Origin of the sequence: Synechococcus sp. L2F (assembly GCF_024345695.1) — a bacterium.
GTDB lineage: Bacteria > Cyanobacteriota > Cyanobacteriia > PCC-6307 > Cyanobiaceae > MW101C3.
The window spans coordinates 564,025-589,521 of sequence record NZ_JAGQBP010000001.1; the positions used below are offsets into that span (position 1 = coordinate 564,025).

Annotated in this window: 22 protein-coding genes; 10 read left to right on the plus strand and 12 right to left on the minus strand. The window is 69.4% G+C overall.

The features are described from left to right. Nucleotides 1-17: 17 nt before the first annotated feature. From bioB to lysA, 4 genes are read right to left on the minus strand one after another with little or no spacing between them, the layout of a single operon-like run. Nucleotides 18-1,118, minus strand: coding sequence for a biotin synthase BioB (bioB, locus tag KBZ19_RS02785; protein ID WP_255099692.1), 1,101 nt, complete (start codon nt 1,116-1,118; stop codon nt 18-20). 23 nt (nt 1,119-1,141) lie between these two features. After that, complete coding sequence (locus KBZ19_RS02790; RefSeq protein ID WP_094511037.1) at nt 1,142-1,936, minus strand: isoprenyl transferase; 795 nt, start codon at nt 1,934-1,936, stop codon at nt 1,142-1,144. Then, nucleotides 1,933-2,796, minus strand: a complete 864-nt coding sequence (gene cdaA / locus KBZ19_RS02795; RefSeq protein ID WP_094511038.1) for a diadenylate cyclase CdaA — start codon at nt 2,794-2,796, stop codon at nt 1,933-1,935. The genes KBZ19_RS02790 and cdaA overlap by 4 nt, the downstream gene beginning before the upstream one ends. Before the next feature lie 24 nt (nt 2,797-2,820). Continuing rightward, nucleotides 2,821-4,236 carry a diaminopimelate decarboxylase gene (gene lysA / locus KBZ19_RS02800; protein ID WP_094511039.1) on the minus strand — a complete coding sequence of 472 codons (1,416 nt, stop codon included), beginning with the start codon at nt 4,234-4,236 and terminating at the stop codon, nt 2,821-2,823. Nucleotides 4,237-4,271: 35 nt separating this feature from the next. Here lysA and KBZ19_RS02805 point away from each other — a divergent pair, with 35 nt between their 5' ends. From KBZ19_RS02805 to KBZ19_RS02825, 5 genes are all read left to right on the plus strand, one after another. Continuing rightward, nucleotides 4,272-4,796 carry a GNAT family N-acetyltransferase gene (locus KBZ19_RS02805; protein WP_255099693.1) on the plus strand — a complete coding sequence of 175 codons (525 nt, stop codon included), beginning with the start codon at nt 4,272-4,274 and terminating at the stop codon, nt 4,794-4,796. 186 nt (nt 4,797-4,982) lie between these two features. Further along, nucleotides 4,983-7,535 (plus strand): ATP-dependent Clp protease ATP-binding subunit, encoded by a 2,553-nt coding sequence (locus KBZ19_RS02810; RefSeq protein ID WP_255099694.1) that lies wholly within the window; start codon nt 4,983-4,985, stop codon nt 7,533-7,535. Between the two features lie 143 nt (nt 7,536-7,678). Beyond that, nucleotides 7,679-8,827 carry an iron-containing alcohol dehydrogenase family protein gene (locus KBZ19_RS02815; RefSeq protein WP_255099695.1) on the plus strand — a complete coding sequence of 383 codons (1,149 nt, stop codon included), beginning with the start codon at nt 7,679-7,681 and terminating at the stop codon, nt 8,825-8,827. Then, nucleotides 8,824-9,711, plus strand: coding sequence for an alpha/beta fold hydrolase (locus KBZ19_RS02820; protein ID WP_255099696.1), 888 nt, complete (start codon nt 8,824-8,826; stop codon nt 9,709-9,711). The genes KBZ19_RS02815 and KBZ19_RS02820 overlap by 4 nt, the downstream gene beginning before the upstream one ends. A gap of 24 nt (nt 9,712-9,735) precedes the next feature. Then, complete coding sequence (locus tag KBZ19_RS02825) at nt 9,736-10,377, plus strand: DUF2993 domain-containing protein (protein ID WP_255099697.1); 642 nt, start codon at nt 9,736-9,738, stop codon at nt 10,375-10,377. 97 nt (nt 10,378-10,474) lie between these two features. Here KBZ19_RS02825 and KBZ19_RS02830 read toward each other — a convergent pair whose 3' ends face one another. Genes KBZ19_RS02830 through KBZ19_RS02840 form a run of 3 tightly spaced genes read right to left on the minus strand, consistent with a single transcriptional unit; the run spans nt 10,475 to nt 13,383 of the window. Continuing rightward, complete coding sequence (locus KBZ19_RS02830) at nt 10,475-11,377, minus strand: phosphatidate cytidylyltransferase (protein ID WP_094511043.1); 903 nt, start codon at nt 11,375-11,377, stop codon at nt 10,475-10,477. Further along, entirely contained in the window at nt 11,374-12,006 is a 633-nt protein-coding gene (gene cbiT / locus KBZ19_RS02835; protein WP_094511044.1) for a precorrin-6Y C5,15-methyltransferase subunit CbiT, read from the minus strand. The genes KBZ19_RS02830 and cbiT overlap by 4 nt, the downstream gene beginning before the upstream one ends. A gap of 12 nt (nt 12,007-12,018) precedes the next feature. Beyond that, complete coding sequence (locus KBZ19_RS02840) at nt 12,019-13,383, minus strand: aminotransferase class I/II-fold pyridoxal phosphate-dependent enzyme (protein ID WP_255099698.1); 1,365 nt, start codon at nt 13,381-13,383, stop codon at nt 12,019-12,021. 218 nt (nt 13,384-13,601) lie between these two features. Between KBZ19_RS02840 and KBZ19_RS02845 the strand changes: the two genes are divergently transcribed. Both KBZ19_RS02845 and KBZ19_RS02850 read left to right on the plus strand, forming a co-directional pair. Further along, nucleotides 13,602-15,215 carry an AarF/ABC1/UbiB kinase family protein gene (locus tag KBZ19_RS02845; protein WP_233132834.1) on the plus strand — a complete coding sequence of 538 codons (1,614 nt, stop codon included), beginning with the start codon at nt 13,602-13,604 and terminating at the stop codon, nt 15,213-15,215. 63 nt (nt 15,216-15,278) lie between these two features. Beyond that, nucleotides 15,279-15,776 (plus strand): hypothetical protein, encoded by a 498-nt coding sequence (locus tag KBZ19_RS02850; RefSeq protein ID WP_369802994.1) that lies wholly within the window; start codon nt 15,279-15,281, stop codon nt 15,774-15,776. A 148-nt stretch (nt 15,777-15,924) separates the two neighbouring features. Here the strand turns inward: KBZ19_RS02850 and KBZ19_RS02855 are convergent, their stop codons facing one another. After that, nucleotides 15,925-16,278: a hypothetical protein gene (locus tag KBZ19_RS02855; RefSeq protein ID WP_255099699.1), complete on the minus strand. Its 354-nt coding sequence runs from the start codon at nt 16,276-16,278 to the stop codon at nt 15,925-15,927. Nucleotides 16,279-16,420: 142 nt separating this feature from the next. After that, nucleotides 16,421-16,708, minus strand: a complete 288-nt coding sequence (locus tag KBZ19_RS02860; RefSeq protein WP_255099700.1) for a hypothetical protein — start codon at nt 16,706-16,708, stop codon at nt 16,421-16,423. A gap of 98 nt (nt 16,709-16,806) precedes the next feature. On the opposite strand from KBZ19_RS02860, the gene KBZ19_RS02865 reads away from it, so the two are divergent. Further along, a complete protein-coding gene (locus KBZ19_RS02865) occupies nt 16,807-19,803 on the plus strand; it encodes a hypothetical protein (protein ID WP_255099701.1) in 2,997 nt (998 codons plus the stop codon). Nucleotides 19,804-19,807: 4 nt separating this feature from the next. Here KBZ19_RS02865 and KBZ19_RS02870 read toward each other — a convergent pair whose 3' ends face one another. Next, nucleotides 19,808-20,800 (minus strand): RpoD/SigA family RNA polymerase sigma factor, encoded by a 993-nt coding sequence (locus KBZ19_RS02870; protein WP_255099702.1) that lies wholly within the window; start codon nt 20,798-20,800, stop codon nt 19,808-19,810. Between the two features lie 228 nt (nt 20,801-21,028). Between KBZ19_RS02870 and KBZ19_RS02875 the strand changes: the two genes are divergently transcribed. Both KBZ19_RS02875 and KBZ19_RS02880 read left to right on the plus strand, forming a co-directional pair. After that, nucleotides 21,029-21,766, plus strand: a complete 738-nt coding sequence (locus tag KBZ19_RS02875; protein WP_255099703.1) for a pseudouridine synthase — start codon at nt 21,029-21,031, stop codon at nt 21,764-21,766. A 16-nt stretch (nt 21,767-21,782) separates the two neighbouring features. Further along, nucleotides 21,783-22,754 (plus strand): helix-turn-helix transcriptional regulator, encoded by a 972-nt coding sequence (locus KBZ19_RS02880; RefSeq protein ID WP_094510476.1) that lies wholly within the window; start codon nt 21,783-21,785, stop codon nt 22,752-22,754. Here KBZ19_RS02880 and malQ read toward each other — a convergent pair. Both malQ and KBZ19_RS02890 read right to left on the minus strand, forming a co-directional pair. After that, nucleotides 22,667-24,265: a 4-alpha-glucanotransferase gene (gene malQ, locus KBZ19_RS02885; RefSeq protein WP_255099704.1), complete on the minus strand. Its 1,599-nt coding sequence runs from the start codon at nt 24,263-24,265 to the stop codon at nt 22,667-22,669. The genes KBZ19_RS02880 and malQ overlap by 88 nt on opposite strands. Continuing rightward, on the minus strand, nt 24,262-25,464 hold the full coding sequence (locus KBZ19_RS02890; protein ID WP_094510403.1) for a Coenzyme F420 hydrogenase/dehydrogenase, beta subunit C-terminal domain: 1,203 nt from the start codon (nt 25,462-25,464) through the stop codon (nt 24,262-24,264). Before KBZ19_RS02890 ends, malQ begins: the two co-directional genes overlap by 4 nt. Nucleotides 25,465-25,497 lie beyond the last annotated feature (33 nt).

A 25,497-nucleotide genomic window follows, 5' to 3' on the forward strand; every position in this document is an offset into this window, starting at 1 on the left:
GGAACGGCAGCGCAGACTCAGCCAGGAGCCACCACCCGGCCGGCGGCCTGCTCGGATTCCCCAACCGACGGCTCGCTCCACTGGGCGCGCACACCGGCCGCCGCCAGCAGGGCACGATCGGCCTCCACATCAGGGTTGCCGGTGGTGAGCAGGGTGTCACCGTAAAAGATCGAATCGGCGCCGGCCTGCAGGCAAAGAATCTGCGCCTCGCGGCTCAGCGCTGTGCGACCGGCACTCAGCCGCACCCGGCTGTGGGGCATGAGGATGCGGGCGGTGGCCACCATGCGCACCAGGTCGAGCGGATCCAGCGGCGGCTGCTCTTCCAGTGGGGTGCCCTCCACCGCCACCAGCCCGTTGATCGGCACGCTCTCGGGATGGGGATCAAGGCTGGCGAGCACCTGCAGCAGGCCGGCCCGGTCGTTGCTGGTTTCCCCCATGCCGATGATGCCGCCGCAGCAGAGGGTGATCCCGGCTCGGCGCACCCGCTCCAGCGTTTCCAGCCGCTCCTGGTAGGTGCGGGTGGTGATGATCCGGTGGTAGTGCTCCGGGCTGGTGTCGAGGTTGTGGTTGTAGGCGGTGAGGCCCGCCTCGGCCAGCCGGGCGGCCTGAGTGTCGGTGAGCATGCCGGCGGTGACACAGGCCTCCAGGCCCAGCTCCCGCACCCCGCGCACCATGGCGAGCATGGCCTCGAACGGCGCACCCTCGCGGATCTCCCGCCAGGCCCAGCCCATGCAGAAGCGGTCGGCACCGGCCTCCTTCGCCGCCCGGGCCCGGGCGAGCACCGGCTCCACATCGCGCTCCGGCTGGCCGGTCACATCGGCGCTGTGGTGCATCGACTGGGGGCAATAGGCGCAGTCCTCCTCACAGCCGCCGGTCTTCACGCTCAGCAGTGAGGCCAGCTGCACGTGATAGCCGGGGTTGGCGCTGCGATGCACCTGCTGGGCGCGCCAGAGCAACTCCATCAGCGGGGCTTCCAGCAACGCCTGAATCTCGTCCCGGCTCCAGTCGTGGCGAACGAAGACCGGCGTGGCGTCAGGCGCGGCTTCGGACGCGGATGTGGCTGCGGAGGCTTCGGCCGCAAGGGCGGTGCCGCTGGAGAGGGTGGGGGAAGCGATCAAGGCGGCAGGGGAAGGGGGAAGGATCAGGCGGTGAGCGGTGCGACGCCACCGAAGCGCCGCTGGCGGTTCTGATAATCGCCGAGGGCCCGCAGCAGGGCGTCTTCGTTGAAGTCGGGCCAGAGCACATCGGTGATGTGGATCTCGGCGTAGGCGAGCTGCCAGAGCAGGAAGTTGCTGATCCGGTATTCGCCGCTGGTGCGGATCAGCAGATCCGGATCCACCTCATCGGCGGTCTGCAGTTCGGCGGCGAAGGACTGCTCGTCGATGCTGGCCGGATCAAGCTCGCCGCGGGCCACCTGATCGGCCAGACGCCGCGCCGCCTGCACCAGCTCGCTGCGGCCGCCGTAATTGGTGCACACGTTGAAGTGAATACCGGTGTTCTCAGCCGTGCGGCGCGTGGCCGAGGCGATCAGTTCCTGCAGCCCATGGGGCAGTTGCTCGAGATCGCCAAGGAAGCGGATGCGCACCTGTTCGCGGTCAAGGGCCTCCAGTTCGCGGGCCAGCACCCGTTCGAACAGGGTCATCAGGAAGCTCACCTCCTCGCCGGGGCGGTTCCAGTTCTCGGTGGAGAAGGCATAGGCCGTGAGCGCACCGATGCCCCAGTCGCTGCAGAGGCGCAGGGTGCGCTTCAGGGCTTCAACGCCCTCGCGGTGCCCCATCACCCGCGGCAGGTTGCGCTGGCGGGCCCAGCGGCCGTTGCCGTCCATGATCACCGCCACGTGGGCCGGCAGGCGGCTGGGATCCAGCACGGACGGCACGGCCCTCAAGGGCTGCGGATTCGCCTGGATCAGGGGAGTGGTCGCCGGGGAGCGACTCATGCGCGTGACTCTGGCGTGTCCTTCGACACGCTACGACCCGTGGGCAGCGCCACCACCGAGCCATGGCCGGACTTCGGCGTGGGCTTGGTGGTGGGCTGGGCCAGGGCGAGGCTGAGCAGCTCGCGCAGCCGGCTGCTGGTGATCGGTCGCTCCAGCCGGCCATGGCGCGCCAGTGACAGGGTGCCCGTTTCCTCGGACACCACGATGCAGAGGCAGCGGTCGAAACGCTCAGTGATGCCAAGGGCCGCCAGGTGGCGGGTGCCATAGCGGGTGAGGCCCTGGCGGGACAAGGGCAGGATCACCCCCGCCGAAAGGATGCGGTTGCCGCGCACCAGCAGGGCGCCGTCGTGGAGCGGGGTGTCGGCCGCAAACAGATTGAGGATCAGATCCACCGAGAGCACCGCATCGATGGCGATGCCGGGATTGAGGAAGTCTTCGGGACGGAGATCACTGCCGAGATCCACAAGCATCAGTGCACCACGGCGATGCTGCGACAAGCAGCCCGCCGCTTCGGTGAGCACCGCCACAGAACCTGACACCGCCGCATCAGCCGCCTGGCTGCCGAGCAGCACATCGAGCCGGCCGGTGCCGAGCAGCTCCATCAGGCGCCGCAGCTCCCCCTGCCAGAGGATCGCCAGCGCCAGACTGCACCCCAGCACCACTGCTTCCAGCAGGCGTGTGGTGAGCGGCAGCACGGCGATGCGCTGGACCACCCACACCAGCGCCACGAGGAACAGCCAGCCACGCAGCAGCCACAGGGTGCGCGGCTCCCGCACCCTCGCCAGCAGCAGCACCCCCAGCGAGGAGGCCAGCACGATGTCGAGGATCAGGCGCACGTCGAGGAGCTTCAGCCAGATCACCCGCAGCCCCCAGCCAATCTGGGCTCAGGGTACCGGCGTCAACCGCTCCGGCAGGACGTCGTAGCGCAGCAGCTCGTCCGGTCGCTCCCGCCGCTGTACCAGTTCGGCCCGCCCCCCCTGCACAAGAACGGCGGCAGGGCGGGGGATGCGGTTGTAGTTGGAGGCCATCGAAGCGTTGTAGGCGCCAGTGGCGAGCACCACCAGCACGTCGCCGGGGGCGGAGGCGGGCAGGGCCAGCTCCTTGAGCAGCACGTCGCCGGATTCGCAGTGCTTGCCGGCCAGCGTGACCGTTTCCTCAGCGGCGCCGGCAGGCCGATCGGCCAGCACGGCGGTGTAGGCCGACTGATAAGTGATCGGCCGCGGGTTGTCGCTCATGCCCCCATCCACCGACACGTAGGTGCGAATGCCGGGGATCTCCTTGCGGCTGCCGATCGTGTACAGAGTGAGGCCGGCGGTGGCCACCAGGGAACGGCCCGGCTCGCACAACAGCCGCGGCAGCTCCAGATCCCGCTCCAGGCAGGCGGCCGCCACGGCCTGGGCCACGCCCTGCACCCAGGCCTGAATCGTCGGGGGATCGTCGCTGACCACGTAGCGGATGCCCAGGCCCCCGCCCACGTTCAGATCGGTGCAGGGGTGGCCGAGCGAACGGGCCAGAGCCAACGCGTCGGCCATCACGCCCGCCAGGTCGCGGTGGGGCTGCAGCTCGAAGATCTGAGAACCGATGTGAGCATGCAGGCCGGTGAGGCGGGCCCAGGGGCATTCCGCCAGCTGGCGCAGCACCTGCTCGAGCTGATCGGGGTCGAAGCCGAACTTGCTGTCGAGGTGGCCGGTGCGGATGTACTCGTGGGTGTGGCACTCGATGCCGGGCGTGAACCGCAGCATCAGGGAAGCCGGCCGCTCCGCGGTGGCGATCGTGGCGAGCAGCTCCAGATCGCGCCAGTTGTCGGCCACCACGGTGACCCCGTGCTCCACCGCCAGCGCCAGCTCCTCCACCGATTTGTTGTTGCCGTGCAGCACGATCCGCTCCGGTGGCATGCCACCGCCGAGCGCCGTGAGCAGTTCACCGGACGACACGGCATCCAGGCCAAGGCCCTCGGAGGCCACCACAGCGGTGATCGCCAGGCTGCTGTTGGCCTTGGAGGCGTAGAGCGCCAGCGAGCGGCCGGGGTAGAAGGTGTCGAGCGCCTCGCGGTAGGCGCGGCAGCTGGCACGAAGCGTGTCTTCGTCGAGCACGTAAAGCGGTGTGCCGTAGGTACGGGCCAGGTCACTCAGGAGACAGCCGCCCACCACCAGGGCTCCATCGGGCGCGCAGGTGGTGCTGATCGGCACCAGGTTGCGGTTCGGGCTGGCCGCTTCGATGGCGCCGGCCAGCAGGGGATGGGGCTCCGCGGTGCCGGCTGTGGCGCCGCTGGTGGCACCGATCGCACTGGTGGGGGGCATCCTGGGAAGGGTCCGGATCAGCGTCAATCGTAAGGATGTCTCCGGATGTTGCTGCAGGCGCCACCGGCGCAGACGCCCAGGCGCCGGCGCGCAGGCTGATGCCAGCGGATCTGGAGGCCTGTCTCGCGCTTGACCGGCTGGCTCTGGGCGGGCTGTGGGACTCGGATCAGTGGCAGACCGAACTGGAGAGCGACGGCCGGCTCTGCCTCGGCCTCGAAGGGCCAAGGGGGCTGGAGGCCATGGCCAGCGGCTGGCTGGTGGTCGATGAGCTGCAGATCATGGTGGTGGCGGTGCACCCCGACGGCCGGCGGCGCGGCCGGGGCCGGCGTGTTCTCACGGCCCTGCTGCAAAAGGCCCGGCAGCAGGGAGCTCAGCAGGCCACCCTGGAGGTGGCCGCCGGCAACACTGCCGCCCTGGCGCTCTATGCCGCCCTCGGATTCCGCAGCCAGGGACGGCGTTGCCGTTACTACCGCAATGGTGAGGACGCTCTGATCAAATGCCTGCCACTGGTGGAGATCGCGGTAACGCCACCGCCACCGCTGGGTTTCAGCGGCGAATGAGTGCTTGACGAGGTACGGATTGCCGCCCTTCGTTGATGTGAAAGCACCAACAGTTATGGCCGGCCAGATATGCCTATCAGCGGGGCTGATCCATGGTGCAGCAATGGATCTGGACATCTCCAGCCGAAGATCACAAACACCCTCTCAGCCCTGATAGGTTGGGTGCACTTGCATCAGGTCCCGCCCATGTTCGAGCGGTTTACCGAGAAAGCCATCAAGGTGATCATGCTGGCCCAGGAAGAGGCCCGCAGGCTGGGCCACAACTTCGTGGGCACGGAGCAGATCCTGCTGGGCCTGATCGGCGAAGGCACCGGCGTGGCGGCCAAGGTCCTGAAATCCATGGGGGTCAACCTCAAGGACGCCCGGGTGGAGGTCGAAAAGATCATCGGCCGCGGCTCCGGCTTCGTGGCCGTGGAGATTCCCTTCACGCCCCGTGCCAAGCGTGTGCTGGAGCTCTCGCTCGAGGAAGCCCGCCAGCTGGGCCACAACTACATCGGCACCGAGCACCTGCTGCTCGGCCTGATCCGGGAGGGCGAGGGAGTCGCCGCCCGGGTGCTTGAGAACCTCGGCGTCGATCTCGCCAAGGTGCGCACCCAGGTGATCCGCATGCTCGGCGAAACCGCCGAAGTGGCCGCCGGCAGCGGCAGCAAGGGGTCCACCAAAACCCCCACCCTCGATGAATTCGGCAGCAACCTCACCCAGCTCGCCACCGAAGGCAAGCTGGATCCGGTGGTGGGCCGTCAGAACGAAATCGATCGGGTGGTGCAGATCCTCGGCCGCCGCACCAAGAACAACCCTGTGCTGATCGGCGAGCCCGGCGTGGGTAAAACCGCCATCGCTGAAGGGTTGGCGCAGCGCATCACCCTCGGCGAGGTTCCGGACATCCTTGAAGACAAGCGCGTGCTCACGCTTGACATTGGCCTGCTGGTGGCGGGCACGAAGTACCGGGGCGAGTTCGAGGAGCGCCTCAAGAAGATCATGGAAGAGATCAGGAGCGCGGGCAACGTGATCCTGGTGATCGACGAAGTCCACACCCTGATCGGTGCCGGCGCCGCTGAGGGCGCGATCGATGCGGCCAATATCCTCAAGCCCGCCCTGGCCCGGGGCGAGCTGCAGTGCATCGGCGCCACCACCCTCGACGAATACCGCAAGCACATCGAGCGCGATGCGGCCCTTGAACGCCGCTTCCAGCCGGTGATGGTGGGCGAACCCACCGTTCTCGACACCATCGAGATCCTGCGTGGCCTCCGCGAGCGCTACGAACAGCACCACCGCCTGAAGATCAGCGACGAAGCCCTCGTGGCCGCCGCCACTCTGGGCGACCGCTACATCTCCGACCGCTTCCTGCCCGACAAGGCGATCGACCTCGTCGATGAAGCCGGCAGCCGCGTGCGCCTGCTCAACTCGAAGCTGCCGCCGGCCGCCAAGGAACTCGACAAGCAACTGCGCTCGGTGCAGAAGCAGAAAGAAGATTCCGTCCGCGAGCAAGACTTCACCAAGGCCGGTGAACTGCGCGACAAGGAAGTGGAACTGCGTGAGCAGATCCGATCCATCCTCCAGGCCCGTCGCGACGAAGAGCCCACGGCAGCCGAAGGCGGCGAGGCCATCACCACCGAAGCCACCGGCTCTATCGAGTTGCCGCTTGCCGGTGCCGGCGGCGATCGCAGCCCGGTGGTCACCGAAGAGGACATCGCCCAGATCGTGGCCTCCTGGACCGGCGTGCCGGTTCAGAAGCTCACCGAAAGCGAATCGGTGAAGCTGCTCAACATGGAGGAAACCCTCCACCAGCGCCTGATCGGCCAGGACGAAGCCGTCAAGGCTGTGTCCAAGGCCATCCGCCGCGCCCGGGTGGGGCTCAAGAACCCCAACCGCCCAATCGCCAGCTTCATCTTCTCCGGCCCCACCGGCGTGGGCAAAACCGAGCTCACCAAGGCTCTGGCGGCTTACTTCTTCGGCAGCGAAGAGTCGATGATCCGGCTCGACATGTCGGAGTTCATGGAGCGCCACACCGTCAGCAAGCTGATCGGCTCGCCTCCGGGTTATGTCGGCTTCAACGAAGGTGGCCAGCTCACCGAAGCGGTGCGCCGCCGGCCCTACACCGTGGTGCTCTTCGACGAAATCGAGAAGGCTCACCCCGATGTGTTCAACCTGCTGCTTCAGCTGCTGGAAGATGGCCGCCTCACCGATTCCAAAGGCCGCACGGTCGACTTCAAGAACACCCTGATCATCATGACCTCGAACATCGGTTCGAAGGTGATCGAGAAAGGGGGTGGGGGCCTCGGCTTCGAATTCTCCGGCGCCGCTGCCGAAGAAACCCAGTACAACCGCATCCGCTCCCTGGTGAACGAAGAGCTGAAGCAGTACTTCCGCCCTGAGTTCCTCAACCGTCTCGACGAGATCATCGTCTTCCGTCAACTCACCCGTGACGAAGTGAAGGTGATCGCCGACATCATGCTGCGCGAAGTGTTCGGCAGGATGCAGGAGAAAGGCATTGGCCTCTCCGTCACCGAGGCCTTTAAAGAGCGCCTGGTCGAAGAGGGCTACAACCCCAGTTACGGAGCCCGCCCGCTGCGCCGCGCCGTGATGCGCCTGCTTGAGGATTCTCTGGCCGAGGAGTTCCTCTCTGGCCGCCTCAAGGATGGCGATGCAGCGATCGTCGATGTCGACGACGACAAGCAGGTGGTGATCCGCCACCAGGCGATCACACCCGAGCCCGAACTGGCTGCCGCCAGCGCCTGAATCAGCGGCGGTTTCACACGGTCCATTCGACAGCGGGAGTTCAATGAACTCCCGCTTTTTCTTGCTCGTGCCACCGCACGCCGCGCAGGTGCCCGGGTCGCGTTGCCGCTCGATGCCCAAAATCGGCCGACTAGATTGATCAGATGAGCATCAGCTTGAGCGAACACCTGATCGCCCCGGCCCGCGTGCTGCGGGGCAAAGGTGCCTGGGAAGCCTCCCTGCCGGCCATCGCCGCCCTCTGCCGACGTCCCCTGTTCCTCGGCCGCAGCCGCGCCACCGCTGCTCTACGCGAGTCGCTGGCCGCTGATCTGCGGAGGCTCGGGCTTGATCCCCTACCCGCTCAGCTGCAGTTCGATTGCTGCGAAAAGGATCTGCAGCGGCTTCAGGCGGACGTCGCGGCGGCGAATGCTGATCCAATGGCGGCGGACCCAATCGATGCCGTGGTAGCAGCCGGGGGCGGCAAGGTGATGGACGCGGGCAAGCTGCTGGCCGATCGGCTCGGGCTGCCCTGCATCACCGTGCCCACCAGCGCCGCCACCTGCGCCGGCTGGACCGCCCTGGCCAACCTCTATTCCCCCGGCGGAGCCTTCACCTGCGATGTGAGCCTTGAGCGCTCTCCCGCTCTGCTGGTGTTCGATCACCGTCTGATCCTGCAGGCACCGCCCCGCACCCTGGCCAGCGGACTGGCCGACGCCATGGCCAAGTGGTACGAAGCGTCGGTGAGCAGCGCCACCAGCACCGACGGCCTCGTGCACCAGGCGGTGCAGATGGCCCGCGTGCTGCGGGATCAGCTGCTGCTGGAAGGCCAGGAGGCCATGGCCCACCCGGGCGGTGAAGCCTGGGCGCGTGTGGCTGAGGCCTGCGGGCTCACCGCCGGCGTGATCGGCGGCCTGGGTGGTGCCCGCTGCCGCACCGTGGGCGCCCATGCGGTGCATAACGGCCTCACCCAGCTGGAGGCGAGCCATGGCCGCCTGCATGGGGAGAAGGTGGGCTTCGGCATCCTGGTGCAGCTGCGCCTGGAGGAGCTGGTGGGCGGCAACCGCCTCGCTTCCCAGGCGCGGCGCCAGTTGCTGAGCTTCTTCCGCCAGCTCTCGCTGCCGGTCACCCTGGCGCAGCTGGGGCTGGCGGACTCACCGCTCAGCGATCTGCAACGGGTGTGCGCCTTCGCCTGTCAGCCGGGATCTGATCTGCACCGGCTGCCCTTTGCCGTGAGCCCGGCTGACCTGCTGGGCGCGCTGGTGACCACCGATGCCGCCATCGAGCAGTCGGCCAGCGCCGACGCCAACCGTTGACCCTTCCGCAGCCTGACGGCCGGGCGCTGGTGGAAGCGGCGGCCCGCAACCTGCTCGATCCGCAGGGCCGTCAGCTGGCAGCGGCGGTGCAGTGGTGGGACCTGCCGGGCTGGGCGCGGCCCTTCCCGGTGGCGGTGCTGGGGGAGGGCCCGCCGCTGCTGCTGCTGCACGGCTTCGACAGCAGCTTTCTGGAGTTCCGGCGGCTCGCGCCGCTGCTGGCCGGTGGCGCCACGCTCTTGATTCCCGATCTGTTCGGCTTCGGCTTCACGCCCCGGCCCGCCGATGGCGATTACAGCCCCCGCGGCGTGCTCACCCATCTCGAGGCCCTGCTGGCGGAAGCCGCTGCACGCCTTGGCCCCCAGCCACTCGGCCTGATCGGAGCCTCGATGGGCGGGGCCGTGGCGGTGGAACTAAGCCGGCGCCAACCCACGCGCATCCAGCGGCTGCTGCTGCTCGCCCCCGCAGGCCTCACCGGCCGGCCCATGCCCCTGCCGCCGCTGCTCGATGCCCTCGGGGTGCGCTTTCTCGGCCTGCCGGGCGTGCGCCGCAGCCTCTGCCGCACGGCCTTCGCCGACCCAGCCGCCAGCGTGGGGCCCGCGGAAGAGGAGATCGCCTCCCTGCATCTGGCCACACCGGGATGGGCCGATTCCCTGCGCCGCTTCGCCCGCAGCGGTGGTTTCGCTGGTTGCGGCGAACCGCTGCCCAGGCAGCCGCTGGAGGTGCTCTGGGGCGCTGATGACCGCATTCTGCGGGCCCCGCAGAAAAAAGCCGCCCTGGCGTTGCTGGGGGACCGAGTGAAGGAACTGGCCGACTGCGGCCACCTGCCCCATCTCGACCAGAGCGATCGGGTGGCTGCCGCCTGGCTCACGCCTGGCCTCTGTTAGAGAAGCCATCCCCTTGCAGGCTCCATGACCAGCTCCGAACCCCAAGCCCCCGGCGGACCGGTGCTGCAACTTCTAGCGGCTGGTCTGCAGTTCTGGATCCGCAGCCAGTGCGAGGCCGTGGAGAGCCTGGAGCTGCAGCTGCACGGCAGCGCTCTGCAGCTGTTGCGCGGCCAGTTGGAGGGCGTGACGCTGATGGCGCGGCGGGTGGTGTACGACGGCCTGCAGTTTGAACTGGTGGAACTGCGCAGCGATCCGCTGCGGGTGAAGCTGGGGCGGCTGGTGCGCGCCCAGTCGCTCACCCTCGACCACCCCTTCGGCATCCGCGGCAGGGTGGCCTTCACCGCCACCGGGCTTACTCACTCCCTGAGCAAACCGCGCTGGCGTGAGCTCAGCGATCTGCTGGGAGAGCAGCTGCTGGGGCTGGGGCCGCTGGTGGAGCTGCGCATCGCCCGCGACACCTTGATCCTGGCCGCGCGGGCGATGGGGGAGAACCGCCTGATGGAGCTGGAAACCAGGCCCGTGGCCGTGGATGGGCGGGTGGAGATCCACGCTGTCGACGGGGAGCTGCGGGCCAGCCTGCCGATGGACCCGAACATCCGCATCACCACCGCCAACCTTGAGGGCGGCATGCTCCAGCTGCAGGGAGAAGCCCGCGTGCAGCCCTGAGCTGGAGCAGGCCAGGGGGCGTGGTTCATGGCACAGCTCGAGGCCACAGGGACTGCCGCGGAGCAGCAGCTCAGGCCAGTGCATCAGGGCAGCAAGCTCAAGGCAGTAAGGCCGGGCGGCTGAGCAGCGGCACCACCAGGGTCACGTAGTAGAAGACCACCGCTGGGGTGAACAGGTAGCTGTCAATGCGATCGAGGATGCCGCCGTGGCCGGGGATGGCATCACCGGAATCCTTCACCCCCGCGTCCCGCTTCATCATCGATTCGGTGAGATCACCAACCAGGGCGAACAGAGACACGATCGCGCCCAGCCCGCCGCCCACGGCCCACCCCCAGGGCCAGCCCAGCCAGAGCCCACCGATCACCCCCACCAGCAACGAGCAGGCCACTCCTCCCAGCGCCCCTTCCACCGTCTTGCCGGGGGAGATCGGCGAGAGCGGATGCCGCCCGAGGCGGCGACCGATCATGTAGGAGCCGATGTCGGTGGCCACCACCATCAGACAGGCAATCAGGGTGAGCGCCATCCCGGAGGAGAACGGCCAGCCGGCTCCCACCAGATGGGGCGCCAGCACGGCATCACTGAGATCACGCAGGCGCAGCCAATGGCTGGGCAGGAAGCCCAGGTAGAAGAGCCCGAAGATCGAAGCAGCGATGTCGGCGATGGTGCCCGTGATCGGCTGCAGCAGCAGCCAGCCGCAGATGGCCGCCCCCGACACCGGCAGCACCGCCGCCGCCAGATCCGAGGCCAGCCCGCCGCCACTGGCCCACTGGGTGGCCACCAGCAGCACCTGGCAGACCACCAATGTGGTTTTGGTGGCCGGGCGGATGCCCTTGAACTGCGCCAGACGAAAGAACTCCAGCAGGCCCAGGTGCACGATCACCCCCACCGCCAGGGTGAACCACCAGCCGCCGAGCGCCACCACCACCAGGCCGAAGGCGCCCGCAGCGAGTCCGCTGAACAGGCGCCGCTTCGAGGTGGGAGGACGGGACGACGCGTTCACCCGAGACGCTCGGCGGCGATCACGAACAGCGGTTCGGCGGCAGCCAGCCGCGCCTGGCTGCCGCGGCGCTGCATGCGGTGCACCGTGGCCTGCACCACCTGCACATCGCGCGCCTTCAGCTGGCTGAGCGTGTCGGTGGCATCCACCAGGCCCTCAAGGCTGGCGGTGCTGATCACCAGGCGTCCCCCCGGCTGCAGCGCCGTCCAGACGGACTGGAGCACGGCGGCCAGCGGCCGGCCCACCTCCAGCAGCACCCGGTCGGGGTGGGGGGGCAGCAGGCCGAGATCCTCAGGAGCCTGGCCGGCATGAATGTGGAGGTTGGGGATGCCGAAGCGGCGGCGGTTGCACTCCAGCAGCTCGATCGCCTCTGGATCGCGCTCGAGGGTATGCACTTCACCGGCGGGCATCAGCCGAGCGATCTCCAGCGCCAGGGCGCCTGTACCGCCGCCCACGTCCCACACCACCGAGTGGGTGCGGGGGCGCAGATGGGCCAGCAGCATCACGCGCAGCTCCATCGGCGTGGGACTGAAGCCTGGCGCCCCTTCAAACACGCTGTCGGGAAGGCCGGGGGTGACGAAATCCCACTGGAAGCCAGCGCCCGCCGCCTGCTCCTGCTCCCCAGCGCCCATCCGCAGCGCCCTTCAGGCCACAACATTCACGCTATCAGCGATCTGGTCAGGCCATAGGAGGCGCTGCTGGCACAGCCACTCCGCCCGGGCGGCATCGATGCGCTCGCCGGGAATCAGCAGGGGGATGCCGGGGGGATAGGGGCACAGCGGTTCGGCCGCCAGACGACCGGCCGCCGCCGCCAGCCGCACCGCCTGCCGGGGCGCGCGCCAGGCCTCCCCCACCGGCAGCTCGGGTTCGGCCACCAGCGGCAGCGGCGGCGGCGTGAAGGAGGCCAGCGGCTCCGCCCCGAGCGCCGCCCACAGGGCGAGCAGGTGGCGGGGCAAGCGCCACACCACGGCCGGCGGCGGCACCAGGCCGAGGCAGAAGGTGAGTGCACCCGGCTCGGGCAACTCGGCGATCACGCCGCGGGCCATCAACCATTGGTCGGCGTCGAGTCCATTGATTCCCATGGCGGCGGTGTGGAGCACCAGCCGCAGCGGATCCTGGTTGGCCACCAACGGCAACCCCTCCGCCTGCAGCCGCTGGCGCAGCCGCGCCGCCACCGCCAACGCCCGCTGCCGGCAGCGGCGCTCGGCCTGGCTGGGTGCGTGCAGCTGGCGCAGGGCGGCCTCCGCCGAGGCCAGCAACAGGGCACTGGGGCTGGAGGTCTGCAACCAGCCCAGGGAGCGCTCCAGCGCCAGGGCCGACACTCGCTCGCCCTGCAGCAGGATCACGGCGCTCTGGGCCAGTCCTGCCGCGCCCTTGTGCAACGACTGCACCACCAGGTCGGCGCCGGCGGCCAGGGCAGCGGCGCGATCGGCCCCATGGCATTCATCCACCAGCACCGGCAACCCCCGGCGATGGGCCACGGCGATCAGACCGGCCAGATCCCCCTCCAGCCCCTGGTAGGTGGGGTGCACCAGCACCACCGCCGCCAGGGGCCCCGCCTGCTGCAGCACCTGCTCCAGGCCGGCGGGGGTGGGGGCCTGCCAGAGGCCGGTGGCGGCCTCGAAAGGCAGATCGAACAGCACCGGCTGCAGCTGGCCGAGCACGCAGCCGTGCAGCAGGCTGCGGTGCAGGTTGCGCGGCAGCAGCACCCGCCCGCCGGGCGGGGCCAACGCCAGCAGGGCGGCCTGCAGCAGGCCACTGGCGCCGTTGACGCCGAACCAGCAGCGGTCGGCGCCGCACAGCGCGGCAGTGCGGACCTGGGCGGCGGCCACCGCCCCTTCCGCTTCGAGCGGTCCGCCGATGGCCGGCAGTTCGGGCAGGTCCCAGCGGCCGGGGCGATCGCGCAACAGGAGCGCCAGATCGGCGGCCAGCCCGCGGCCACGCCCATGGGCCGGCAGGTGCAGTGCCAGAGCGGAGGGCTGCCCGCGCAGAGCGCCGATCAGAGACATGAAGGGCAGAAAACTGTTCCTAGAGTGGGCCGTCGACACTCCCCTGCCGCGCAGGGGCACCGGCTATCACTTCCACTTCGCTCGCGCCCGCCACCGCTGCGGCCCCAACCGGCACCGCTGCGCCAGCGGCCAACGGGACCACCGCAGCCGCCGTTCCCGGCCGCCCGCAGGACCCCGGGCCGCCGCTCCGCTACGACCCCCGGAGCGACCGCCGCTGGTTGCTGCGCCGGCCCTGGATCCTGATCGCGCGGCTGGTGGGGGTGCTCTGGCAACTGCTGGGTCTGGCGGTGGTGCTCACCGTGCAGGGCAACAGCAACGACCGGGAGGTGCAGAAGCGCCTGGGCCGCCGCATTCTCACCACCCTCACCTCACTCGGCCCCTGCTTCATCAAGGTGGGCCAGGCCCTCTCCACCCGGCCCGACCTGGTGCGACGCGACTGGCTCGATCAACTGACCCAGCTGCAGGACAACCTGCCACCCTTCTCCCACGCCGTGGCCCTCGCCCTGATCGAGCAGGAACTGGGCGCCCCTGCCGATCAGCTGTTCACCACCTTTCCGTCCTATCCGGTGGCGGCCGCCAGCCTGGGCCAGGTCTACAAGGCCGAGCTGCCAGGCGGGCACTGGGTGGCCGTGAAGGTGCAACGCCCAAACCTCGCCTATCAGCTGCGCCGCGACCTGGTGATCATCCGCAGCCTCGGCGTGCTGGCGGCCCCGTTCCTGCCGTTGAACCTCGGCTTCGGCCTCGGCGACATCATCGATGAGTTCGGCCGCAGCCTGTTCGAGGAGATCGACTATCGCTGCGAGGCCGACAATGCCGAGCGTTTCGCCGACCTGTTCGCCTCCAATCCGGCCGTGACCGTGCCGAAGGTGGAGCGGCAGCTCTCCAGCCGGCGTGTGCTCACCACGAGCTGGATCAACGGCATCAAGCTGCAGAACCGGCTGGAACTGGAAGCCCACCACCTTGATCCCACCGCCCTGATCCGCACCGGTGTCACGGCGGGCTTGCAGCAACTGCTCGAATTCGGCTATTTCCACGCCGATCCCCATCCCGGCAACCTGTTCGCGCTCACCGGCAAAACGGGCGCCATGGGCCATGTGGCCTATGTCGATTTCGGCATGATGGATTCGATCAGCGATGCCGACCGGCTCACCCTCACCGCCGCGGTGGTGCACCTGATCAACCGCGATTTCCAGGCGCTGGCCCGCGATTTCCAGGCGCTCGGCTTCCTGCGGCCCGATGCTGATCTCACGCCGATCGTGCCGGCACTGGAGGCGGTGCTGGGCGGCCAGCTGGGCGAGAACGTGGGCTCCTTCAACTTCAAGGCGATCACCGATCGCTTCTCGGAGCTGATGTTCGATTACCCGTTCCGAGTGCCGGCCCGCTTCGCCCTGATCATCCGTGCGGTGGTGAGTCAGGAGGGTCTGGCGTTGCGGTTGAACCCCGATTTCAAGATCATCCGCGTGGCCTATCCCTATGTGGCGCGGCGCCTGCTGGCCGGGGACACCAGCGAACTGCGCGAAAAGCTGCTGGAGGTGCTGTTCGATGCCAGCGGCCGCCTGCAGTTGGAGCGGCTGGAAAGCCTGCTGGCGGTGGTGGAGCAGGACGACGCCAACCCCGACCTGCTGCCTGTGGCCGGCGCCGGTCTGCGCCTGCTGCTCGGCCCGCGGGGCAGCAGCCTGCGCCAGCGCCTGCTGCTGATGCTGGTGCGTGACAACCGCCTGCACACCGAAGATCTGCAGGCACTGCTGGGCCTCCTGCGGCGCACCTTCTCGCCGCGCAAGCTGGCCGAGGGCATGCTGCAGCGGCTCAACCCGCTGGCGGCAGCCGCCTGAGCCTGGGGCGGGGACGCCCGCACCAATCGCTAGGGTCGGGCCTTCTTCCGCTGGCCCGTCGCCGTGACCCTCGTGCCCACTGATCCGAGCGAAGCGGCACTGGCCCTGGGCAGCGCCCTGCTCGACGCCGATGCTTACAGCGGTGGCCCCTTCAACGACCTGGAGGCGCAGGGCCTGCTGCTCCAGTACGCCGCCTACGGCCAGCCGCCGTTCTTCCTGGCAGGCGTCGGGCTGGCGATCAGCGTCCTGTGCGGGCTCACCTTCTCCCGCCAGGTGCAGGACAAGCTGGAGGGCTGGAAGCAGGACCGTCTGGCGCTGCTGCCGCTGGGCTCGGGCGAGGTGGTGGCGTCCTACAGCGGTCTGGTGATCGGCGTCACGCTGTTCATCGGCGGGGCGCTGCAGGTGTTCGGCTTCGGCAGCGGCACCGCCCTGCTGGTGGCGCTGCTGCTCTCGCTGCTCACCGCGGGGGCGCTGTGGGCCCAACTGGTGCGGTTGATGGAGCAGGTGGAGAACGGCAGCTTCAAGGCCGTTGATTTCGATAACTTCGACCAGTTCTTCTGATCGGACCCAGCGACAGAAACGGGTGACGGGAGCGGGAAAGCTGATCCGGCGTTCTGATCGAAACAGCCCTCGGTTCGGCCGTTCCTGAAGTTTCCAGGCAGGCTCGAACAGGCTTGCCGGATCAGTTGAGCAGTTCGATCATCCGAAATCACACCCGGGTGTTAGCTGGCCTGATGCGCGTGCGCACCTGCGCGGGCAGGTCCATCAGCAGCCTGGCCAGAACCCGCCGGTCGCCATCGTCGAGCTTGGGCGACAGGGCCACCACCAAAGCCGGCTGGGGAAGGCCGCGGGCGATCACCCGGCCTCCCTCCTCGGCACGGGTGGGGTTGAGCTCATCGCAGGGTTGGCTTTCCACAAAGCTGCGCGCCACCACCCCCACATCGGCCTTGCCGTCGCGCACCACCAGACCAAAGATCTGCGCCACTTCAAGATCGGGCAACAGGGTCACGCGCCGGCCGCGCAGATGGTCGATCAGGCGATACAGCCTCAGCCGCCGCTCCACTTCGGCCTCCAGGGAGCGGTAGGCATCCAGGTGCTGATGGGACGTGCCTATCGCCAGAGCGAGGCGGTCGCGCAGGTCGCGCAGGCTGTCGATGCACCAGCGTTTGTAGGCCCTGAAGGTGTCGCAGAACGGCAGGTACCAGTCACTCGAAATCCACCGGCAACTTCAGCAGCAGAGCGGCATCCAGAGTGGGGCCCACCTGGCCGCAGGGAGGACCGAGCACCATCCGCCGCACTGTCCCGAGGCCTGCCCACAGGCCACCGCTGCTTGAGCAGGTGAGCGTGTCGAGGCGATCCAGGTCGTGCTTGGCCAGCTGCAGCCGAACACCAAAAGCAGGGGCAGAAAGGCGGGCGGTCACGGATCTGTAGCAACGCGCCTGCAGCCAGCCCACTGCCGCCGGTCGAATGGCGTCGCTGCTGCGACCAACCAAGCGCCGCAGGCCTGGCTGTTCCGCCCCACCGGAATCAGCCCGGCATGGGACAACCTGTGATGGCAGGGTTAGAAACCAGGGCAGTCGCCGGGTCCATCGTGGGCGTTCCCCTCCTGGTGCTGGCGATCCTGCTGGCGATCCTGCTGATCGGGCTGTGGCTGCACAGCCATTCGCTGCAGCGGGGGCAGCTGAACACACTGGAGCGCCGGCTGCAGCAGCTGGAAGCCCGGCTGGGCGCGCTGCCTCCAGCTCCAGTCGGGCAGGCAGCGGGCAAGCGGCTCGAGACGGAACCCAGCGCACCGGTTCCGTCAGCGCCGCCCCTGGGTCCAAGCCGCCTGAGGCCAGCGGCGGCGGAATCCGCGGTGGTGGCGGATGTGGTGGAGGGGGATGTGGCGGTGGTCGTTGTTCCGCCGATGGATGCCGACGTCGGGACTTCCTCGCCGACAGGGCCCGCGTTCCCACCCCCGCCGCCTCTGTCGCCGCGCACGCCGTCGCCTCGCGGACCCAGAACGCCCGGGAAGCTGGAGCGGCTCCTGGTCGAGAACTGGACCGGGATCCTGGGCGTGATGGTGGTGGTGGCCGGGGTCACCTTCGTCGTGGTGAACGTGGGCCTGCGGCTCGGGGGCTTCGAGCGCTTCCTGATCACCGTGGCCACCGCTGCCGCTTTGGCGGCCCCTTCGCTGCTGCTGGGTCGCCCAAGCCCCTGGCGCGAACTGAGCCTGTGGATGCGCAGCGGCGGTGGCGCTCTCTTGCTGTTCGCCTGCGCCGCCGCCGGCTCCCTGCCGGAACTGGGGCTGCGTTGGATCGAAGCGCCTGGTCCGGCTGTGCTGCTGCTGGCGGTGGGCATGGCCGTGAATCTGCTGCTGGCCCGGGTGGCCCCCAGCCAGTCGGTGGCCTCCCTGCACGTGGTGGTGAACCTGGTGCCCCTGCTGATCGCCAGCCAGAACCCAATCACCCTCGCCCTTGCCACGCTGGTGACGGTGGCGGGCCTGGCGATGCCGTTGCCCCAGCGGCAGGAACGTCATCAACTGGTGGTCACCTGGGCGTATGCCGGCTTCCAGCTCTGGTGGCTTGCGGGCAATGGAGCGCTGCTGGAGGCCATGCAGCCGGAGCGTGGCTTCGCCTTGGTCGGTGCCCTGGTGGTGTTCGGCGGAGGGGCGCTGTGGCAGCACCATCCGCGCGGCAGAGCGCCAGAACTGCGCCCCCTCCCCCTGTTGCTGCTGGTCAGCCGCTGGGGCGGGGTAGGTCTGGCCCTGCTGGTGACACCAACCCATGCGGCGGAGCGCATCGTGGGCCTGGCCCTGGCCGCTGCCCTCGCCTACACGCTGGGTAAGGGGGCCGGCCGGGCGGGGGTGCGCTGGCTGGTCCGCTGCGATCTGCTGGTGGCCCAGGTTCTGGCGATGGCAGCGGTGCTGAGCCTGCAGCCGCTGGTGGTGAATGGGCCGCTGCTGGTGGCCGGCCTCTGGCTGGAGACCGTGCTGTTCCTCGGCCTGGCCGTGAGCGAGCACGATCCGGTGCTGCGGCGCTGGGGGTGGGGAGCGGTGAATCTGGTGGCCGTTGCCCTGGTGTTCACGGGGCTGATCACCGCCGCCGTCGATGCACTGACCACCGCACCCACGGCTCTGGAGCAGGGCCAGAACGCCGCTGTGCTGATCGGTGCCGGCCTGCTGGCAGCTCTGCTGCAACTGCTGCTTCAGCGCCGCGCCGTGCCGCTGCCGTGGCCAGCCGCGTTGGGTTGGATCAGCGGGTTGCTGGTGGCGGTGGGCACATCGATCAGCGCGCCCGCTCCCTGGCGGGAAACGCTGGCGCTGGTGGTGGTGGGCGCCCTGCTGCTGCTCGCCCGCCGGCAACGGCCGCCGGGCCTGCTCGGCGGCTGCGGGCTGGCAATCTTCATGGCACACCTGACCAGCTGGCTCGTGCTGGTGGTGCAGGCGCCCTGGTCGCTGGCGCCCCTGCTGATCCGGCTCCTGCCCCTGGCCGCACTCTCCTTGCTGCTAGCCGGTGCCGGTGGCCGGCCCGCGCTGAGGGCCACCGGACTGCATCTGTTCGGAGTCACCGCCGCCCTGGGGGTGTATCTGGCCCTGGCACCGATCTCGGAGCTGTTGCCCGGGACCGCCTGGCTGGCCCTGGCTGCGGGTGCGCTGGAGCTCGCCCGCCGCCGGTCGCGGGGGCCCGCCCTGCAGCTGCTGGTGATGGCCTTGGGCTACCTGGTGCTGTTCCTCACGGCCTACCTGCTGGTGATCCTGCCCAGCCCGGAGCTGCTCAGCCTGGGCCGCGTGAGCTTCAGCGCCCGCCTGCCGATCCAGCTGTTCGCCCTGGTGGTGGCGCTGCGGGTCTGGTTCCTCCGCCCCGGCGCAGGCCTGACGGCGCTGCCGCTCTGGCGTGGCGTTCAGCCTCTGGCGCTGGAAGCGGCGGTGCTGGTTTCGGTTCTGGGCATCGCGGTGGAGGTCGGTCCGCTGTGGCGGCCAGTGGCCTGGTCGCTGCTGGCGGTGCTGCTGGTGATCCCGAAGCTGCAACGCCTGTTTGCGCCGCGGCTGGCCGTGTATGCGGTGCTGGTGTACTGGCGCGGCATCCTCGGCCTGCTGGCGATGCTGGACACACTGCCGCCGGCTCCAGAGCGCTGGCTGGGGCAGCCGCAGACGGTGGGGGTGCTGGCGATCGCACTGGAGGTGCTGTTCATCCTGCTGGCGCACAAGAAACTGGAGACTCCGCTGCAGGCGGCCTCGCAGGGGTTGCCGTTACTGAGCTGGATCGCCCGGCGCGTCGCCGCCGCTCCCAACCGCTGGCTGTACTACCCGATGTTCGTGGCCGTGGCCTGGAGCCTGGCGGCCCGCTACGACCGATCGCTGCTCACGCTGCTGTGGGCCCTGCAGGCGTTCGTGATCTACCTGCTGAGCGCCGTGCTGCGCGATCAGCAGTTCCGCTGGCTGGCCCTGCTGGGGTTGGGGGCCTGCCTGGTGCGGCTGGTGGCGATCGACATGGCCCAGGCGGATTTGGGACTCCGTGGCGTGGTGTTCATCGGCGTGGGGCTGCTGATGCTGGCGATGAACGCCATCTACAACCGCTTCCGTGCCCGATTCAACTCCGGCCGGTGAGGGCTCAGGCCACCAGGTAGCCCTCCAGGCGGCGGGAATGGGAGCGGATGCCGTCGAGGGCGCGGCGTTCGAGGTTGCGGGTCTTGTCGCGGCTCATGCCGAGGGAGCGGGCGATGCCGGTGAGGCTCATCGGTTCTTCGCCATCGAGCCCGAAGCGCATCTTCAGCACATCGCGCTGCAACTCCGGCAGTTGCTCCAGCAGTGCCCGCATATCCCCCCTCAGGCATTCGCTGTCCACGCTCTCCTCCGGCAGCGTCCCGTCCCCCTGCAGCAGATCCAGCAGCTCCGTATCTTCCCCGTCGCCCACCTTCGTTTCCAGGCTCACCGGCTGCCGTGCTCGGCACAGCAGATCCTTCACCTCCTCCTCCGGCAGCTCCACCGCCACCGCCAGCTCACTCAGCGTGGGCGTGCGGCCCAGCTCCTGGCTCAGCTCCCGCTGACCCTTCTTCAGCTTGTTCAGCGTTTCGGTGATGTGGATCGGCAGACGGATCGTCCGGCTCTTCTCCGCAATCGCCCGGGTGATCCCCTGCCGGATCCACCAGTACGCATACGTCGAAAACTTGTAGCCCCGCGTGGGATCGAACTTCTCCACACCCCGCACCAGGCCGATCGTTCCCTCCTGGATCAGATCCAGCAGCTCCATGTTCCGCTTGGTGTACTTCTTCGCCACGCTCACCACCAGCCGCAGGTTCGCCGCCACCATCCGCTCCTTCGCCCGCCGACCGCTCGCCAGCTTGCGGCGCAGCACCGGCACCGGCAGCTCCAGCGCCGCCGCCAGCACCTCCATCGTGGGTTTCACCCCGCCGGCGCGCATCTCCAGCTCAAGCTCCGTTTCCTCCAGCCTCATCAACTCCTGCACCTGGCGGCCCAGCGTGATCTCCTGCTCATGGCTCAGCAACGGCACGCGGCCGATGTCCCGCAGATACGAGCGCACCAGGTCGCCGCTCGCCATGGAGGCACTGGAAGCATCAACCGTGGCCAAGGGCGGGGAAGGCATGGTGGCGTTTCGCAGGGTTAGGAAACGTTTGTGTTTCGTAATTTACCACCATGGATCGGTCGCACACCATCCCCGCACCTGCTAGCTACGCACCAGCCCAACGCCTGCTGGCGGCGTGCCAGCCCGGCCTCAGTTGGCGGAGCGGCGAGCGGCCGCCGACGCGGGAGAGAATGCGGCTGTGCCCGCCCCGGCCGGCGCCTGCCGCCGGGCCCTCCGCTGCCGGATGCCATGCCAAGGGAGCGACTCCAAAAGCTGCTGGCCGCCGCCGGCGTCTGCTCCCGGCGGCGGGCCGAGGATCTGCTGCTGCAGGGGCGCGTGCGGGTGAACGGCAGGCTGGCCGGTCTGGGCGATCAGGCCGATGCCAGCACCGATCTGGTGGAGCTCGACGGTCAGCCACTGCGTCCTGCCGTAACCCGTCAGACGCTGTTGCTGCACAAACCCCCTGGTGTGGTGAGCAGTTGCCATGACCCGCAGGGCAGGCCCACGGTGCTGGATCTGCTGCCAGCGGCCCTCACCGAGGGCACCGGCCTGCACCCGGTGGGCCGGCTCGACATCGACAGCCGCGGCGCCCTGCTGCTCACCAACGACGGTGCCCTCACCCTGCGGCTGACCCATCCCCGCCATGGCCACGGCAAGACCTATCGAGTGCTGGTGCAGGGCCACCCGAGCGAGGCCGCGCTGGCCCAATGGCGCCGGGGCGTGGCGCTCGATGGTGAGGCCGCCCTGCCGGTGCAGCTGCGCCGGCTGCGCCAATCGGCCGCCAGCACGCTGCTGGAGGTGAAAATGCGGGAAGGACGAAACCGGCAGATCCGCCGCACCGCTGCCCTGCTGGGCCATCCGGTGCTGGATTTGCTGCGGGTGGCGATCGGGGATCTGCAGCTGGGCACCCTGGCGTCAGGCCAGTGGCGCCCCATCGACGCTCGACAATGGGACGAACCTGCTTCCGGTGCTGGACACCAGCACTGACCCTTCGCCGCCCCCGATGCCGCGCCCCCGGATCACCTCCCTGCTTCCCCAGGCCCTGCGGCGGCGCCTGCGTCTGGAGCCGTCGGCGGCGGCCTCGGCCCCACCGGCGCCCGAAGATCCCCTGCTGCAGCTCGGCCGGCTGCTGCGCCAGAAGCGGGAGGAGCAGGGGCTGAGCCTGCGCCAGCTCGCCACCGAAACCCGCATCAGCACCCCGGTGATCGAGGCGCTGGAGAGGGGCTGGCGTGACCGCCTGCCGGAGCCCGCTTACCTGCGCACGATGCTGGCGCTGCTTGAGCAGCACCTCGGCCTGGAACCCGGTGCGCTCAACGCCGCCCTGCCGCTGCAAGCCCACCCACTCGACGACCACAGCAAGCAGCCCTCGCTGCTGCGGCGCTTCACGCCGGGCTCAATCGATGTATTCACCAGCTGGCAAGGCACGGTGCTCTATGGCCTGCTGACCGCCGGCCTGATCTACGCCGTGAATCTGCAGCAGCAGCAGCTGGCGGCGGCCAACCAGCTCACGCTGCGGCCCGTGCCGCCGCTCACGGAAGCGGAGCGGGTGAAACCGCCCGACAGCAATGCCCTGCTGCTGCAGGTCCACCCCGACCTGCGGCCCCTCCAGCAGGCGGCCCGTGGGGTGGCGCAGAAGCAATGGAGCCGGGAAGCGCGCCAGGCGGGGGGTGGTCCTGGCGTGCTGCGCCTGCGGCTGGATCAGCCCACAAGCCTCCAGTTGAGCAGCGAATCGGGAGAAGGCACCCGGCTGCAAGGGGCGCGGGGCTCCCTCGTGCTGCAGATGCAGCCACCGCTGCAGGTGCAGCTCACTCCCCCACCGGCGGCGGGCAGCGGGGCCGTGCGTTGGAACGAGCAGCCGCTGGAGGCCGAAGCCGGGCGGCCGGGGGTTTACCGCGTGCCGCCGGCAGCAGCGCGGGGCTCAGCGGCAGCGCCAGCAGCACTCCCCTCGGTTGCGCCGCCCGCCGATCTGCCGTAACGGGCCGCCAGGGCGCCCAGGGCAGCGATCGGCTCACTGAGCTGCTGCACAGGTTGCTCCAGCCGCCAGCTCCAGTTGGCCTCCCCCGCCGTGCCAGGGGTGTTGAAGCGGGCCTGATCGCCCAGGCTGAGCAGATCCTGCAGGGGCACGACCGCCAGTTCGGCGCGCGAGGCGAGCGCCAGTTCAAGCAGTTGCCAGCCTGGGGCCTCGATCATCATGCCGATCCGTTCACCCACCTGACGGCGCTGATCCTCGGGCAGGGAGTCCCACCAGCCGATACAGGTGGCGTTGTCGTGGGTGCCGGTGTACACCACCCAGTGGCGGCCCACGTAGTTCTCGGGCAGGTAGGCGTTGCCGTCGTTGCCGTCGAAGGCAAACTGCAGGATCTTCATACCCGGCAGGCGAAAGCGGTCGCGCAGAGCCTCCACCGCAGGCGTGATCACGCCCAGGTCTTCGGCGATCAGGGGCAGTTGGCCACCCAGCCGTTGACGCAACGCCCTCAGCAGCGCCACCCCTGGCGAAGCGCGCCATTCGCCCAGCTGGGCCGTGAGTGCCTCACCGGGCACCGCCCAGTACGACTCCAGCGCGCGGAAGTGATCCAGACGCAGCAAATCGAGCCGTTCCAGCTGCCCCTGCAGCCGCCGGAGCCACCAGCGGAAGCCGGTGAAGCGATGCAGCGACCAGCGATAGACGGGTGTCCCCCACAGCTGGCCGGTGTCGGAGAAGTAATCGGGCGGCACACCGCTCTGCTGGGTGAGGGAACCATCCCGGCGCAGCGAGAAGAGGCGGCGCCGAGCCCAGACATCGGCACTGTCGTGGGCCACATAAAAAGGAAGATCGCCGATCAGCTGCACGCCGCGATGGCGCGCATGGTCATGCAGCTGCTGCCACTGGCGCTCCAGGTGCCACTGCACCAGGGCCTCCTGCCGCAGGGCCGCCGCCTGCTCCCGGTCGAAGCGGCGCAGGGCCCGCCACTGCCGTTGCGCCAGCGGGACAGGCCATTGCCACCAGGGCAGGCCTCCCTGCAGCTCCCGCAGCACCATGAAGCGGCAGTGCTCCACCAGCCAGGGAGCTGCCGCCTGGCACCAGCGCTGGAAGTCGGCCTGGCGTTCAGCCGACTGCTGGAGCCAGCGCCGCTCGAGCGCCTGGGCCAGGGCCGCCGAGCGGAGCGGGCAGGCCTCCAGGTCGAGGCGATCGGTGCGGCCGGGGGGCAGCGCGGCAAGATCGGCGGCTTCCAGAAAGCCATCGGCCACCAGCGCGTCGCCGTCGAGAAACCAGGCGTTCAGCGCAAAGCCGCTGGGGGAGCTGTAGGGAGAGCCGGTGCCATCGGCGGGGGCCAGTGGCAACAACTGCCAGGCGTCGATGCCGTGGTCGGCCAGCAGGTCGATCCAGGCGTGGGCAGCGGCGCCGAAGCTGCCGCAGCCGGGCGTGCCCGGCAGGGCCGTGGGGTGGAGCAGCACACCACAGCGGCCCGCTGTCCCGGGGCCTGGGGGAAGGTCGGCGTCGCTCACGTGCGCGGCAGGCGGTAACGCGCCACGATCGCCTTGGCGAAGGCCGGGATGTGGCGCTCGGCCATCTCAGGATGGTGGCGCCGCAGCCACAGGGCATTGCGGGTGAAGTGGGAATCGATCGAGAAGCGGCCATACTCCAGCCCCTGAGGCCCGACGCGCTGCACGAGGAAGCCCACCACCTCAGCCAGCCAGCGGGGCAGGCGCACCGCCTTGTCGTAGGCGTCGATGCCCTGCTGCACCGCGGCGCGGCGATCCCCGCGGCTGCTCACCGGCGCCAGATCCAGTTCCGCCTCCACCAGATCGAGCAGCTCCTGGCCGCGGGCGTTGCGCACCGTGAGCCACTGACGGCCGAAGGTGGCGCCCATGTAGCCCACCACCAGGTCGGCGCCGCCGTTCACGTAGTCGAAGCAGCTGAGGCAGCTGGGGGCGAACACATCCTTGAGCCGGGGGGTGTCGAGACCGAAGAAGGGCACCGTCTCCTCGCGGCCGTCGCTGTGGCGGAAGTGGATGCGGAAGTCCTGCATAAACTCGTAGTGCACCACCGTGGCGGGCGAATCGCTGGCGCTTTCCAGAAAGGTCTGCAGCCCCTGGCGGCTCACGTTGTCCACGCACGGCAGACCGAGCACGTAGAGCTGATCCAGCGGCAGGGTGTCCTGCACGGCCCGCAGCGCCTGCACCTGGCAGCCCACACCGATGGCCAGCAGGCGGCGGATGCCGCTGCCGGGTAACTGCTCCAGCACCTCCAGGTTGGGGGAGAGGGTGGGCTTGTTCACCCGTGCCGCCAGCACCTGCTCGGGGGTGCGCGCCAGCACCGGCACCGGCGTGAAGCGGTCGTCGGGGCTCTGCTGCACGCACAGCACCGCATCCACCAGGCCCGTTTCCAGCGCCCGCACGCCGATGCGCGACACGATGCCGGTCCACTGCGCCCCATCGATCGGGGGCTGCAGGCGGGCCGTGACCATGCGCTGGCTGACGCCGAAGTAGAGCTCGTCCTCGTTGCTGAGGTCACGGCTGCGGCCGTGGGCGGCTTGCTCCATCGCCTCGAAGCGCTGCTGGAGGAAGGCGCAGGCCTGGCGTACGTAAGCCACCCAGCGGCTGTCGCACAGACCGCAGTCGCTGCAGAGGTCCTTGGCCGGTTTTGTGCTGCCCTTGGGCAGGGGCCGGGCCCGTTCGTGAGGGAGGGGAGGGGCGGCGGTCAAAGCGGCGTCCAGCCTGACGGGGCAAGGGAGCTT